The following is a 14,222-nucleotide window of genomic DNA, read 5'->3' on the forward strand; positions in this document are numbered from 1 at the left end:
GCCGTCGGGCCGATGCGGCTGCCAGTCACCGACGCCAGTGGCACGACCGTAGCCACCACGCAGAACTGCAAACGCCATACCTTCACCAGCAGCGCGCCTGGGCGCTACACGCTTGCACCGCAGGGCGCAACCATGAAGCTCCCCGGCTGACAGCCCGTCTGGGACCACGCCGGGCCACGCCGCAGGCGGGCGTCCTCCTGGACATCCGATCTCCACGCTCTGTGCAGCCACCTGCGACATCAATCGAGAGGAAGCAGCATGCCCGCATCATCCGACCCGCTCCGTCGCCGAACACTGCTCGGCGCCCTCGCCGCCGTGCCTGCCGTCATTGCCACCGGCCCGGCGGCAAGGGCGCTAGGAGGTGCCCCACAGAGTGGAAGCCAAGGGGCCGATGTGCGTGTGAACGACCCCGGCGGCGTTCTCGCCTCTCTTCGGTTCGGAATGTTCGTGCACTTCAACCCGTCGTCCGTGGTGGGACGAGAGATCGGTTGGGGCCGTAACGCGTACCGTCCGGGCGAGGGGCCTGGCAACCAGTACGCTGACCCGTCGGTGAAGTCCGACCCTGTCTACGACACCGCCTACCGCAGCTTCCAACCCGAGACGGACTGGGCGACGAAGCTGGCGGCCACGGCCAAAGCAGCCGGAATGAACTACCTGGTCTTCACGACCAAGCATCACGACGGCTATCCCAACTTCCGTGCCGGCAACGTCCAGCGATCCTTCTACGCTGACTACGCGGACACTCCCATGGGAAGGTCAGGACGGGACCTCACCCGGGAAATGGCCGAAGCCGCCAGGGGCGCCGGGCTCAAGCTCGGCTTCTACTACTCGGCCCGCGACTGGACCCAACCCGACTACGGCAAGGGCGACTACACCACGTACTACGGCTACATGATGGAGCACCTCAAGCAGCTCCTCACCCGGTACGGCAAGGTCGACTTCCTCTGGTACGACAGCATCCCGTACGCTGACCGGCAGCCCTTCCAGCCACCCCAACTCATCGATGTCCCACGGAAGTTGCAGCCGGGCATCCTCGTCAACGACCGTGCCTACTCCAACATGGGCTTCCAGGACGTACCGAAGGACCTGACCGGGGACTACGACACCCCCGAGCAGCAGATCGGCGGGTTCAACCTGACCCGGCCGTGGGAGTCCTGCCTCACCATCACACCACCGCACTGGTCCTGGCAGCCGGACGTGCCCGCTTCCGACTTCCCCACCGTGCTCCAGGGTCTCGCCTCCGCCGCCGTCGGAGACGGCAACCTTCTGCTCAACGTGCCGCCGATGAAGAGCGGCTACCTGGAGGACAGGATCACCTCCACCCTGCACCAAGTCGGACAGTGGATGCGCCAGTACGGGTACACGATCGTCGGAACGCGCGGCGGACCGTACCGCTCCAGCGGCATCGGCGGGTCGACGTACCGGAACAGCAAGATCTATCTGCACATCACTGACGAAAGCCGCCCGGGCAGGCTGCGCCTGCCGCGCCTCAACGCCACCGTGAAATCGATCAGCACTCTCAACGACGTGCCGATTCCGTACTCCGTGGACGCGCAGGGCGACCTGCTCCTCGACATGAGCAAGTTCACGGCTCATTTCCCGGAATACAACCTCAAGCTCGACGTCGACCGGCCCATGAGCCCCGCGTTCGTGACGGACAGGGCCATCTCCTGGGACGTCTGACTGCGAGCTGCTCAAGGTCCGCACTCGAGCCGCATCTCGCTCATCGGGCAGCAAGTTCCCAGCGGCTTGGGAAGCGGATGACCGTTGTTCGAGCAGGTTGCCTGCCCCAGTTGCACCACATGGCCTAGCCGCAATGCCGTTGTTTTAGGCCTTGGGTGTGGGTTCTTGGGTAGTGGTCCTGGGGGGTGGTTCGGGTGTCTGTGCGTGTGTCTGAGTTATCGGGTCCGGGGCTGTTGGCCTGGGTGTATCCGCCGTCTATTGGACACTCCCGCGCGACGCAGGACCAGCTGCCGTAATGCTCCCGGTTTCGGTGGTCGGCCTGGATCGCGGCGTGGATAGGTCCATTTCCGAGCGACGAGGCGTGTGTGCCAGCGCAGGACTGACCGTGGTGTAACCAGCAGCGCCGGCTGTGAGCGCTGCTGCTTGTTCGCCACCCGGAGCAGTGCTGCCATGACGGCCCTGTCGCTCCAGGAGAACCGGGGCCGTGGGTGGATGCGCTGTGCGACGGTGAGTTGGTGGCGGAGCATCAAGATCGCAATGTCTTTCGCCGCGCTCGACCGGGCCAGCAGCGCGAGCCATCGGAAGGTCTGGCACCCGAGCAGATAGATCAGACGTATTGCCACGACCCAGCATCATGCCCGCACGGGTTTGTGTCGCGCTGCCCGCTGCTGGCCCCGGGGTGGGGAATGGCCGGGGCAGGCCGAGCCGCCCCTGGCAGTTGGCTCGGTCGGCATGACCTTGTGGCCGACCGTATGGGAACGGGGCGGCAAAGCGGGGCTTACGGCTACTTCGCACCCGGGGTCATTGACAGGTCCTGGCACGAAGCGACGCGCAGCCGCTCCGTCAAGAGTCAGCCCGCGGCTCTGCTTGCGGTGTGATACGAGCTAGGACGTCGTCGAGCATGCCCAGCGCTTGCCTGGCCTCATCGAGTGTGACCGTCATCGGTGGTGTCACGCGGAGGACGTTGCCCAACAACCCGCCCTTCCCGATGAGTAACCCCAATCAACGAGTAGCGGGTAGCGAGTCCTCGCTGTCCGTCAAATAGAAAGCGGCCGATCTCGACGGCGTTGGCTTGCAACTCGTGCGCATCGAAGAAGTCAAGTACGGCGTTGCCTGTGGCCATCGCGATCGGGTTGCCACGAGAGGTCGATACCGAGTTCGCGGTGAGACAGTTCATCAGGTCGTCCACCCGTCCGGCGGTGTCGCGAATCCACCCGCGCCTGACCAATGGCCAGGGCCGTCTACAGCTGTCTAGAGCGGAAGCGGCGGCCACGCACCCCAGGGCTGGGACCACGTGTACGTGCGTTCCGCGTTGCCCGTCCGCCAGCGGCGCGGGGCCGTGGTCCCGAGCCAGTCCAGTGGTTCGACGCCGCCGGGCGACCCGCCGTCCAGCGCGAGCCGGACGGCCGCGCCGAGGTCGGCATCGGTCTGCGGGTACGGGCGGCCGGGGCGACGGAGACGAACAGCGCGGTGCCGGAACGGGCCACCAGGTCCAGGAACTGACGGTTCAGCCGCCACTCGGTGGCCGGGGTACAGGGCACGCAGTCGGCATCCACCGCGTAGAAGCGGCTGTGCTGGGCCAGCCGGAAGGCGAGGGTGTTGATGCCCATCCGTCGGGTGCGCTCCCAGTGACGGCCCGAGGTGTCGTCACCGGTTCGCTGCACCTGCACCAGACCCGCCGCCAGATGTCCGACGGTGTTGCAGCCGAGCACCACGGCGTCCCCGGCCGCCTCGGCGATGGTCCGGTAGAGGCCCACCAGCACTTCGGCGGTGGTGCGGGTGCGGTCGGCGAGCCGCCATCCGGCACCGGCCATTTCGTGCGGTGTGTCCGGGTGGAAGCGGCCGAAGACGTCGTACGTGCTGAAGTCGTGCTTGATCAGCTCGAAACCCCAGGAGCGGAAGCGGGCGACATCGGCGGCGACGGTCGCCAGCGTCGCGTCCAGCGACGGGTCCAGGGGGATCCGGCCGGGAGCGCCGGTGTCCGTGCGCATCCCCTCCGTCGGCACCCGGGACAGCAGCGGCCGGAACCACAGGCCTGGCCGGGCGCCACGGTCGGCGATGCCCGCGGCCAGGCCCGCCATGTCGTCGAACAGCCCGGGCAGGCCGGTGTCCCACGGCCCTCCCGGGGCGCTTCCCCCGCCCTCCGTCCAGCCGTCGTCGACGACACAGAACGGCCGCACTGGATGGTCCCCGGCGAACTCGGCGATGGTGGCCGCGTCGCGCAGTACGGCGTCCGGGCCGAAGTCCTGGCCGTAGGCGTAGTACCAGTTGTTGCAGCCGACCACCGGCTGCGCGGGCACCAGCGGATCGGGGGACATGGCGGCGCACAGCTCCTGGAGCGCCGCGTACGGGGGTGGTGTCCGCACCCGTCGTCACCCCGACCACCGTGGCGGCGGCGATTTCCCGGTCGCCCGGCAGCACAGGCAGGCCGCCGGAGCGTACGTCCAGCCACAGCGTGTGTACCAGGACGGGGTGGTGACCGCCGGGGTGGTGGCGCCAGCGCAGCGCCACCGTCGACAGGCCCTCCGGACCCGGCGCGGCGAGCACCAGCCGCAGGGCGCCGTATGGATCGTGTCGGCGCCGTCACCTCGGCGCCGGGCACGGTCCAGCGGCCCGCCCCCGCCGGTGCGGCGGTGCGCGGGTCCCCGGACGGACCGGTGATCACATGGACGGAGTCGGGCAGCGGAACGTCGATCGCGGCCATCGGCCTCACCCCTTCACGGCGCCGGAGGTGAGCCCCTGCACGATGTGGCGGCTCGCGAAGGCGAAGAGCACCATGGTTGGCAGGATCGTGAACACGGCCGCTGCGGACATCGAGCCCCAGTCGATGTTGAAGCTGGAGATGAATCCGTTGAGGGCCGTGGGGGTCGTCTTGTTGGCGTCGCTGTTCATCAGGGTCACCGACAGGAACAGCTCGTTCCAGCAGTTGACGAAGTTGAAGATGAACGCCGCCACGATCCCCGGACGCATCACCGGGAGCAGCACCCGGAACAGCGCCGCGAACCGGGAGAGGCCGTCGATCATCGCGGCCTCCTCCAGTGCGTCGGGGATGTTCTCGAAGAAGCCGCGGAGCATCACCGTGCAGAAGGGGATACACACGGCGATGTAGACGAGGATGAGCCCGAGCCGGTTGTCGACCAGTTTCAGGTCGGTCATCAGCAGATACAGCGGGCCCAGCGCGATGAAGGCCGGGATCATCTGGGTGACCAGGGCGGCCGTCAGCAACGCGGACTTGGTGCGGAACTCGAAGCGCGCCAGCACATACGCCGACAGCATCGAGATGGCGGTGGCGACCGCGCCCGCGACGGTCGCGACGATGAGGCTGTTGGTGAGATAGGTCCCGAAGTCGGCCTTGTTGAACAGCTCACTGTAGTTCTCCAGCGAGAAGTGCTCGGGCCAGTAGGCGAGGGGGAAGGAGAAGATGTCGCCCGGCGCCTTTAGCGAGGTGATGGCGATCCAGTACAGCGGGAACACGGTGAAGGCCAGCCACAGCACCAGGAAGATGATTCGGACGGCCCGGCCGACCGCGGTCTCTTTGCCGATCACGACCTCACCTCTCGCTTCTCACGCGTGGCCAGCAGGAAGAACACCGTGAAAAGCAGCAGCCCCGCGACCACGAGGAGACCGAGCGCCGAGGCCTTGCCGTAGTCGCCCTGCTGAGTGATCTTGATCATCCAGGTGGTCACGATGTGTGTCTGGTTGTTCGGCCCGCCACCGGTCATCCCGAAGATCAGATCGGGGAAGTTGAAGATCCAGATGACCCGCAGCAGCACCGTGAGCACCAGCGTGACCCGGATATAGGGGATGGTGATCTGGAAGAGCGTGCGTGCCTTCCCGGCCCCGTCCAGCGCCGCGGCCTCGTACAGCTCGTCGGGGACCGACTGGAGCGCGGCCAGGATCATGATGGCGAAGAAGGTGACGCCGTACCAGATGTTGGCGATCAGTACGGCGATCATCGCCTTGTGCGGATCGGCCAGCCACGCCACGGGCTCGTCGATCAGCCCCGCCTTCTGGAGCAGATCGTTCACGACGCCGAACTCGCTGTTGAACATCCAGCGGAACAGGATGCCGATGAGGAACCCGGAGATCGCCCAGGGGAAGAAGATCAGCGCCTGGTAGACGCCGCGGAAGCGGAACCGGCGGCGCAGCCACAGGGCGAGCGCGAAACCGATCACGAGCTGGGGCACGATCGATCCGATGACCCAGACGCCCGTATTGCCCAGCACGGTGCCCCAGTTGGGGTCGGAGAAGACACGGTGGAAGTTGTCCAGGCCCACCCAGGAGGTGTCGGTGAGATCGTTCAGATCCCAGTGGCGGAAGGCCATCTGGCTGCCCGCGATCATGGGGTAGTACGTGAACACCGCCACGAAGATCGCGGCAGGCGCCATGAAGGCGGCGATGAGCAGGCCCCGGCGGGTCGTGAACTCCCGCTTCCGGCCGCCCCGCGGCCCGTTCCGGACCCGCGGGGCGGCTTGCTTCCGGACGGGGCGCGAAGTCTTCGGCCCGGTCGTCGTTGCGGACGTGGCGGGCATCCCTACTTCTCCTGCTCCCACTTCTTGGTCCAGTACGCGTCCCAGCCCGTCAGCAGCTCCTTGGGCGACATCTTGCCGGTCACCATCTTCTGCACGTCGGCGTCGGACTTCTGCTCCCACTCGCTCCACCAGGTCACGCCGCGCGGCTGGCTGACGTTGAGATAGGTGTCGGGGTGCTTGGTCATGGTGACGTAGGACGACCATGGGCCGGTCTTGTAGAACGGGTCCTCGGTCGCCGACTTGAGGATCGGCACCAGGCTGTTCTTCTTGGTGAAGTCCGTCGACGCCTTGCCCTGGGACAGGAACTTGATCAGCTTGACGGTCTCGGCCTTGTGTTTGCTGCCCTTCGCGATGCCCCACCCGGCGGTGGCCAGCGGCTGGACGGTCTTCCCGCTGGGTCCGGCCACCAGTGGAGCGGTGTCCCACTGCTCCTTCGAGATCGACTTGGACTCGGAGACCGTGGCGATGACTTCCGGATCCTGGAGCAGGAAGGCCGTGGAGCCGTTGGAGAACGCCTCGACCATCTCCGGATAGCCCCAGGACACGGATGACTTGGGCGACGCCTTCTTGAAGAGTGTGAGGTAGGTCTTGAGGGCGTCCAGGGCCTCGGGCGCGGAGAAGATCGTGCGCCCGTTCTTCAGCTTGTAGCCGTTGGCGAGGTCGACCTTGTCGGCCACGTACGCCTCGATGATGGCGGTGGCGTTGCTGTTGGCGTTGGCCCCGCCGCGGAACGCGTAGCCGTAACGGCGCTTCGCCGGGTCGTTGATGGCGGATGCCTGCTTCAGCAGCTGGTCCCAGGAGGCCGGGGGCTTGCTGAACCCGGCGTCCTTGATCAGGTCCTTGCGGTAGAAGAGGCTCAGCCCGTAGAAGCCGTAGGGGACGAAGAAGGTACGGCCCTTGGCGTCCTCGGACGCCTTGACGGCGTTCTCCGTCATGGCATTCCAGCCCTGCCAGCCCTTGAGGTCCTTCGCCATGTCGTACAGCCAGCCGTTGTTCGACCACGGGCCGACCGTGATGTCCCGTACCTCGAGTGCGTCCACCCCGCTGCCGGACTGGAGCATCTGCTGGATCTTCTGATCGGCCTGTTCGGTGGGCGGCGAGATCAGGTTGACCTTGATCTTGGGGTTCTGCTTCTCGAAGTCGGCTATGAGCCCCTTGAGCAGATCGGTGCGGGAGGGGTTGGTCAGGCTCTCGACCATGTTGAGCGTGACCGTGCCGTTCGCGTTCGGACTCATGGCGGAACAGCCGGTCAGGACCATCGCTGCGGCGGTGCCGAGGGCGAGGGCTGCCGTCCTTCTCCTCATCGTGCTGACCTCTTTCTTGGGTGCGGGCCGCGCTCGGAGCGGCTTGGGGAGTCGGGGGTGGGGAGGGGAGTACGGTGTCGCGCCGCTATGGCGCGCCGTGCTGCCCGCGAGCCGCGCGGGCCCACTCAGCGAGGACGGGGACGCAGGTCTCGGCGAAGTGCTCGTAGTCGGCGGCGGTGTTGTAGACGTGGGCGGACACCCGCAGATAGCCGATGCCGCCGAAGCTGGTGAAGGCCGCCTCGACACCCAGCTCGCCGGCGACCCGGTCGCGCAGCGCGTCGGCCTCGACGCGGGTGGCCCCGAGCCCCTCGGGCAGCCGCACCAGACGCATCCCGGGGACCGGCATGCCGACGTCGACGCTGCTGTCGGCGCCGGTCAGCTCGGTGAACGCGGCACCGATGACCTGCGCGGCGTAACCGGCCAGGTGGTCCATATAGCGGCGGGCGTGCCTCCAGCCCCAGGTGTGCTCGATGAAGCCGAGCGCCGTCGGTGCCGCCAGATAGCAGGTGGCATCCACCGTGCCCTGCTGGTCGAAGCGGTCGGGGTACGGGTCCTCTGCACCCCATGAGTCGATCGGTGGGTAGAGCCGCTCACGCAGTGGACCGCGGGCGACGAGCGCTGCGGTGCCCCGGGGCGCGCATCCCCACTTGTGCAGGTTCCCGACCCAGAAATCACAGGTCAGCCCCGAGAGCGGGGCGGGAAGCAGACCAGGTGCGTGCGCACCGTCCACGAGCAGCGGGATCCCGCGCCGCCGAGCCTCCGCGCCGATCCGCTCCACCGGCAGCCGGCGGGCGGTCGCCGAGGTGATCTGGTCCACCACGATGAGGTCCGTCGCCTCGGACAGTTCGGCGAACACGGCCTCGCACGCTTGCTCCTCATCTGCGTCGAGGGGTACCCGCGCGGTGCGGACCCCGCCATCCCAGCGGTCGCGCGCCAGCCGCTCGGCGCCCATGGTCACGGCGCCGTAACCGTGGTCGGTGACGACGATCTCCCCGCCGCGGCGACGGTCGAGGGCGGCGTACACGGTGCTGATGCCCGCGCTCGCGTTCGGCACCAGGGCCAGGTCGTCGGCGGCCACCGCCAAGAAGTCGGCGATCTCGACCCTGGTGTCGGCGATCCGCTGAGGCAGCGCCGGGAACCACACCACCGGGGAGCACTCCATCTCCACCCGCAGTTGCTTCTGCCGCTCCTGTGCCACCAGGGGAACCGCGCCGAAGGAACCGTGGTTCAGGTGTCTCATGGCGGGGTCCAGCGTCCACGCCCGGTCGGCGGGACGGCCGTCGGCCAGCAACAGGGGGCGTGGCGCCGCGATGACATCGGTCTCGCTCACATGAGTCCCGATCTGCCGGGGTCCGGGTGTTCCGAGGGGCGTCGGAAACGAGAGAGATCTGATCGCAACCGGAACACGTATGATGACTCGGCATCCTGCATGACGGATTCCATGCAATCAAGGGGTGTAGCAGCATGGATCATCAGATGACTTCCGATCGATACCTCTGACATATCTGATGAATCGGTACAGTGCGACGAAGGGCGCGGGACCGCGCCCCGCCCGTTCGGGAGGAATCGGATGTCCGCAGTCGACAAGGCGTTCCACGGCCTACGCCACATGATCGCCACCGGGCGCCTCAGCGCCGGAGGGCGCATTCCGCCCGAGGGCGAGCTGTGCGAGGAACTCGGCGTGTCCCGGGGGTCGTTGCGCGAGGCCGTACGGATGCTCGCGGCCCTGGGGGTGGTCGAGCCGCGGCACGGCTCCGGTACTTATGTCTCCCAGCTCAGGCCGGAGGACATCATAGGTAGCCTGTCGCTCACCCTGGAACTGCTGCCGCTCTCCGGTCTGCTGGAGGTGTACGAGATCCGGCGTGTCCTGGAGTCCCACGTCGCGGCGCAGGCTGCGGCCCGCAGCACCCCGGAGACGGTGCGGGAACTCTTCGCGCTCATCGAGGCCATGGACGCCACCGACGACCCCACCGAGGCATCGGACCTCGACCACCGCTTCCATGCCGAGATCGCCACCGCGGCTGGAAACCCCGCCCTCGGCTCCCTGCTCTCGGTCTTCCGCGCCCGCTCCCGCAAGTACCAGATCTTCACCCTCCCCGAGGGCGAGCAGATGCGGCGCAAGAGCGACGAGGATCACCGCGCGCTGGCCACCGCGATCGCCGACCGCGATCCGCGCGCCGCCGCCGGAGCGGCCGAGGCACATGTCGCCCAGACGGAGCGATGGCTGCGCGCCTTCATGCCGCCCATGGAGGAGGACTCCCCGGCCTGACGCGTTGCGTTGCGTTTGACGCGTCAGACCATTGCGCGTTGGCAATGCGCCTGTGGGTGCCGGAATCGGTGTCACCCTATGCGACCTGCGAGTGTTCGTGGATGAGGCCGCCGAGTCGATCGTGTCGACCGATGCGAGTGTGGTCCTTGGCGATGGGCGGCTCGGGGTCGGTGAGTCGGTCTGGTGCCTGTTGTCCGAGGAATCGATGCGGTCGGTGTCTGTTGTAGTGCTCCGCGTGCTCGCTGACGACAAGGCGCAGGTGGCGCTCTCCGGCGATCAGGACGCGGTCGGTTGCCTCGCGTCGGCATGATGCGATCCAGCGTTCCGCGATGGCGTTCATTCGGGGCACCTGGGGCGGTGTCGGAATGACGTGCACGCCGATGGCCTGGAAGACGGCGTCGAAGCTGTCGGTGAAGTAGGTGCCGCGGTCCCGGATGAGGAGGCTGATCGACTCTGCGCGGTCACCGAGGTCCATGAGGTAGTTCCGTGCTTGCTGGGTGATCCAGGGGCCGGTCGGGTGCCGGGTGATGCCGGCGATGTGCACGCGGCGGGTGCCGTGGTCGATGAAGAACAGCACGAACCAGCGCCGCAGGAAGACCGTGTCGATGTGGAAGAGGTCGGTGGCCATGATGGCGGAGGCCTGGGGTTTGAGGAAGGCGGGCCAGGACTGGTTGGTGCGCTGGGGTGCGGGGCCGATCCCGGCCTTCTGCAAGATCTCCCAGACGGTCGAGGCGCCGACCTTGCGTCCCAGGCCGAGCAGTTCGCCGTGGATCCGTCGATATCCCCACCCCGGGTTCTCCCGCGCGAGGCGCAGGACCAGCTGCCGCAGTGCTTCCGGCGTCGGTGGTCGGCCCGGACGGCGGTGTGCATAGGTCCACTTCCGGGCGACCAGGCGTGGGTGCCAGCGCAGGACCGACCGTGGAGTGACCAGCAACGCCAGCCGTGCACGCTGCTGGTTGTTCACCATCCGGAGCAGCGCTGCCATGACAGTCCTATCGCTCCAGGAAAGTTGAGGTCGTGGCTGGGTGCGTTGGGCGACACTGAGCTGGTGCCGGAGCATCAAGATCTCGACGTCTTTGCCGCACTCGACCGGGCCAGCAGCGCAAGCCATCGGAAGAGCTGACACGCGAGCTGATAGATCAGGCGTATCGCCACGACCCAGCATGATGCCGCAGCACCCGTCAGCTCCAGCGCTCTGGCAGATCCGAAGCCGCAGGTCACCTCGGGTGACATATTTTCCGGCACCCACAACGTCGCACTGCCCTTGCCGGAAACTTCATCCGTGCAGGTCACGCTGCATGTCGGTACTCATGGAGGATGCCGCCGAGGCGATCGCGTCGACGTATGGCGAGGCGGGCTAACGTGTCCGGATCGTCGATCGGCGGGGGCAAGGAGTACAGCGGTCTGGCGTTGGCGATGCCCTGGTGTGGTCGGTGTCCGTTGTAGAACTGCTCGAACTCGCGCAGGGTGTGCAGAAGGTGTCGCTGGTTCCAGACCAATGTCCGGTCCAGGAGCTCGCGGCGACAGGTCTGTATCCAGCGCTCCATGATCGAATTCATCCTCGGTATCTGGATGCCGCTGAGCACGACGTCGATCCCCGCGTCCTTGAGGACGGCATCGAAGAGGTTGGGGAACTTCCCGTCCCTGTCCCGGATCATGAACCGTGCCCGGAAGCCGAGGTCTTCGAGGCCCATGACGAGGTTCTTCGCCGCTTGCGCTACCCAGGTTGCGGTCGGATGTGTGGTGGCGCCCAGGACGCGGATCCGGCGACTGCCGTGTTCGATCACCACGAGCACGTATATCCGTACCCCCGACAGGGTGACTGTTTCCATGAAGTCGCAGGCCAGAAGCGCCTCAGCCTGGGAACGCAGAAAACTGGCCCAGGTACTGGAGTTCCGCTCGGGCGCAGGATCGATGCCGGCCTCCTTCAGGATTTCCCAGACGGTGGACGCGCCCACTCTCAGCCCCAGCACGAGCAACTCGCCGTGCAGGCGCCTGTACCCCCAGCTCGGGTTCTCCTTCGCCAGCCGCAGCACCAGGATGCGGATGGAGCGCACGGTGCAGGGTCGTCCCGGGCGTTTGGGTCGGCAGGAGGCGGCATGACGGCGTTTGACGAGGGTGCGGTGCCAACGCAGCACCGTGTCGGGGCGGACGAGTAGCCGTAGTCTTCGCAGGACGTGAAGTGGCAGCCGGTGCAGCAGCGCCGCCAGGAACGCCCGATTGCCGGGCGTGAACAGGACCTTGCCCTTGTCGAGTTGACGTTCCAAAACGGTGACTTGGTGGCGCAGCGCGAGGATCTCCGCGCACTTGTCCCGGTCGGACATCGGCAGCAGGCGCAGCATCGCGAACGCGTTCGTCACGCCGAGGTAAGCCAGTCGCAGCAGCAGCACGGTCGATCATCTTGCCGCGGTGAGCGTCGGCCTCGCGAGAGCGCCTGTTCTGGCGACTTCGCCGGTCGACCTCCGGTACACCGCGCACACCCCCTTCCACCAGGGCGGACGACATTTTCGGCAAGCGCAGGGTGGAGGAGACCTTTCAGTCCGGAAAGGGCCTGGCCGGACTGGACGAACACCAGGTCCGCCGCTTCACCTCGTGGTCTCGCTGGGTCACCCTGGCCATGCTCGCTCACGCCTTCCTCGTTGTCGTTCGCGCCGACGAACACGCCCGCCACCCCGCCCCGGACGAGCTGATCCCGCTCACCTGCAACGAAATCCAGCGACTGTTCACGACACTCGTCGTCCGGCCCGTGCACGATGCGGCCCATCGGCTCCGCTGGTCCGCCTGGCGACGTCGCCATCAGGCCCGAGCCTAGGCCGGCCATTACTACCGGCAAGCCGCGAACCAGACATGAAGATCACGATCTACGGCTGGAGTCAACACCGTTGATTTAGCGCTTTGACCTGGCCTTCAAGCCGTCTTCCATCACCGTGACCTCGGTTTCGAGGGTGTAGTGCTGAGCTGTGGCGGGGTGTTGGAGGGAGTTCTTGCTGTACTTGCTGGTCGGGTTCTTTCGGGTTCGGGCCTTGGCTCGCTGCCGGCGGCGGGCGGGCAGAAGGTTGTCCAGGATGGCGTGACCGATCGTGCTCACCAGCGTGACCTCGCGCGGGATGATCCCGGCGGCGGTGGTGACCTGGTCGCGGGCTGTTTCCAGGGCGATGGTGAAGCTGATCCGGTCGGGGTCCAGACCCGGTCGTCCGGCGGTGGCGTCGGTGGTGATCCGCACGAGGGCTTGGTAGACGGTCAGCAGGGCGTACACCTCCTGTTCGACCTCCTGCGGGCGGTGCGAGCGCAGGATGCGGCCGTCCAGCATCGTGGCCTTGATCGAGAAGTAGGCGGTCTCGGCCTGCCACCTCTCGTGGTAGAGGGTGACCAGCTCACGGGCGGGGTAGCGGGTGTGGTCGGTGAGGCTGGTGGCCAGGCGCCACTGCTCGCGGCGGACCGTGCCGTCCTGGTAGGTCACGGTGATCCATGCTTCGACGATCCGCACCGGCAGCTTTCCCATGCCGAAGGTCGACAGGTAGGAGCCGTCAGGCAGCCGCTTGGTGATCAGCGGGATGCGACGGGCGCCGGACCGGCACAGGAACTCCGCTCCGGTGGAGCGGAGTTGGAGCAAGAGGGGGTAACCGTCGAAGCCGGTGTCCAGCAACACGAGCATTCCGCGGGTCAACCGGTCGAGCATCTGCTCGGCGTAGATGGTCTCGCCTGTGGTCTCCGGGCCGAAGGCCGCGGCGGGCACCGCCCGGGTGCCGCACTCGATGAGCGTGAGCAGTCGCAGCAGCGGGTAGCCGAACTCCACGTCCTCGCCCTTGCGCTTGCGTTTGGTGTGCCGGGCGGCGATCGGTTCGCTGTCGGGAAGGTGCAGGCTGGTGCCGTCGATAGCCACCGTCCGCAGGCCCCGCCAGAACGCGCCGGGAGTGTGCGGCCCGGCCACCGGCCCGGCCAGTGTCTCGAACAGCGCCTGGAACGGTGCGGATCCCACCCGGCGGCGGGCCCGGCACAGCGCCGAGGTACACGGCCGCACCAGGGCCAGAGCATCCAGGCTCGCGACGAGCTTGCCCCACACCGCCCGATAGCTGCACCGCTCGAACAGGGCCAGCGCCAGGACGAAGTACACCACCACCCGCGAGGGCAGCAGCCTGACCCGCTTCTGGACCGTCCCGGTCTCCTCCAGAACCGCATCGACCAGCGCAAAGTCCACCACCTGCGTCAACTCCCCGAGATGTCCCGGCGCGAACCCGCCCGCGGCTACCGCGATCTCACGGGTGATGACAGACTGCTCCTGCAACGGAACTCCTTGATCAACTCTCTTGGTCGAAAGTTGATCTACCGGGTTCCGTTGCGTCGCTCAACCCCCTTGACGCGTCACCACCAGGTCAAACTCAACGGTGTTGCGGCTGGAGTACTACCGGTAGTTCGTTAAATCCGGCGGTAGAG

The 14,222-nt window shown here is 67.1% G+C and carries 11 protein-coding genes and 1 pseudogene; 3 read left to right on the plus strand and 9 right to left on the minus strand.

Annotated features, from left to right (window positions below):
* Positions 1-441: 441 nt before the first annotated feature.
* A complete protein-coding gene (locus KHP12_RS40435) occupies positions 442-1,683 on the plus strand; it encodes an alpha-L-fucosidase (RefSeq protein WP_244202718.1) in 1,242 nt (413 codons plus the stop codon).
* Between the two features lie 922 nt (positions 1,684-2,605).
* Here KHP12_RS40435 and KHP12_RS40440 read toward each other — a convergent pair.
* The 6 genes from KHP12_RS40440 to KHP12_RS40465 form a co-directional block, all read right to left on the minus strand.
* Complete coding sequence (locus tag KHP12_RS40440; RefSeq protein ID WP_167442451.1) at positions 2,606-2,872, minus strand: hypothetical protein; 267 nt, start codon at positions 2,870-2,872, stop codon at positions 2,606-2,608.
* A 52-nt stretch (positions 2,873-2,924) separates the two neighbouring features.
* Positions 2,925-4,049 (minus strand): alpha-amylase family protein, encoded by a 1,125-nt coding sequence (locus KHP12_RS40445; protein WP_143677952.1) that lies wholly within the window; start codon positions 4,047-4,049, stop codon positions 2,925-2,927.
* Positions 4,050-4,392: 343 nt separating this feature from the next.
* The gene (locus tag KHP12_RS40450) at positions 4,393-5,229 is read right to left on the minus strand and encodes a carbohydrate ABC transporter permease (protein WP_086881237.1); all 837 of its coding nucleotides are present in this window, start codon (positions 5,227-5,229) and stop codon (positions 4,393-4,395) included.
* Entirely contained in the window at positions 5,226-6,215 is a 990-nt protein-coding gene (locus KHP12_RS40455) for a carbohydrate ABC transporter permease (RefSeq protein ID WP_086881238.1), read from the minus strand. Before KHP12_RS40455 ends, KHP12_RS40450 begins: the two co-directional genes overlap by 4 nt.
* 2 nt (positions 6,216-6,217) lie before the next feature.
* A complete protein-coding gene (locus KHP12_RS40460; RefSeq protein WP_086881239.1) occupies positions 6,218-7,519 on the minus strand; it encodes an ABC transporter substrate-binding protein in 1,302 nt (433 codons plus the stop codon).
* Between the two features lie 85 nt (positions 7,520-7,604).
* Entirely contained in the window at positions 7,605-8,849 is a 1,245-nt protein-coding gene (locus KHP12_RS40465; RefSeq protein WP_086881240.1) for an aminotransferase class V-fold PLP-dependent enzyme, read from the minus strand.
* Between the two features lie 240 nt (positions 8,850-9,089).
* Between KHP12_RS40465 and KHP12_RS40470 the strand changes: the two genes are divergently transcribed.
* Positions 9,090-9,788 (plus strand): FadR/GntR family transcriptional regulator, encoded by a 699-nt coding sequence (locus tag KHP12_RS40470; RefSeq protein WP_086881241.1) that lies wholly within the window; start codon positions 9,090-9,092, stop codon positions 9,786-9,788.
* Between the two features lie 76 nt (positions 9,789-9,864).
* On the opposite strand, the gene KHP12_RS40475 is transcribed toward KHP12_RS40470, so the two are convergent.
* Complete coding sequence (locus KHP12_RS40475; protein WP_244202715.1) at positions 9,865-10,773, minus strand: integrase core domain-containing protein; 909 nt, start codon at positions 10,771-10,773, stop codon at positions 9,865-9,867.
* Positions 10,774-11,077: 304 nt separating this feature from the next.
* Complete coding sequence (locus tag KHP12_RS40480) at positions 11,078-12,175, minus strand: integrase core domain-containing protein (RefSeq protein WP_211834977.1); 1,098 nt, start codon at positions 12,173-12,175, stop codon at positions 11,078-11,080.
* Between the two features lie 122 nt (positions 12,176-12,297).
* On the opposite strand from KHP12_RS40480, the pseudogene KHP12_RS40485 reads away from it, so the two are divergent.
* Positions 12,298-12,600, plus strand: a pseudogene (locus KHP12_RS40485) (IS701 family transposase); the annotation flags it as partial.
* A 75-nt stretch (positions 12,601-12,675) separates the two neighbouring features.
* Here the strand turns inward: KHP12_RS40485 and KHP12_RS40490 are convergent.
* Positions 12,676-14,073: an IS4 family transposase gene (locus KHP12_RS40490; RefSeq protein WP_211834287.1), complete on the minus strand. Its 1,398-nt coding sequence runs from the start codon at positions 14,071-14,073 to the stop codon at positions 12,676-12,678.
* Between the last annotated feature and the right edge of the window lie 149 nt (positions 14,074-14,222).

Origin of the sequence: Streptomyces asiaticus (genome assembly GCF_018138715.1) — a bacterium.
Taxonomy (GTDB): Bacteria; Actinomycetota; Actinomycetes; order Streptomycetales; family Streptomycetaceae; genus Streptomyces; species Streptomyces asiaticus.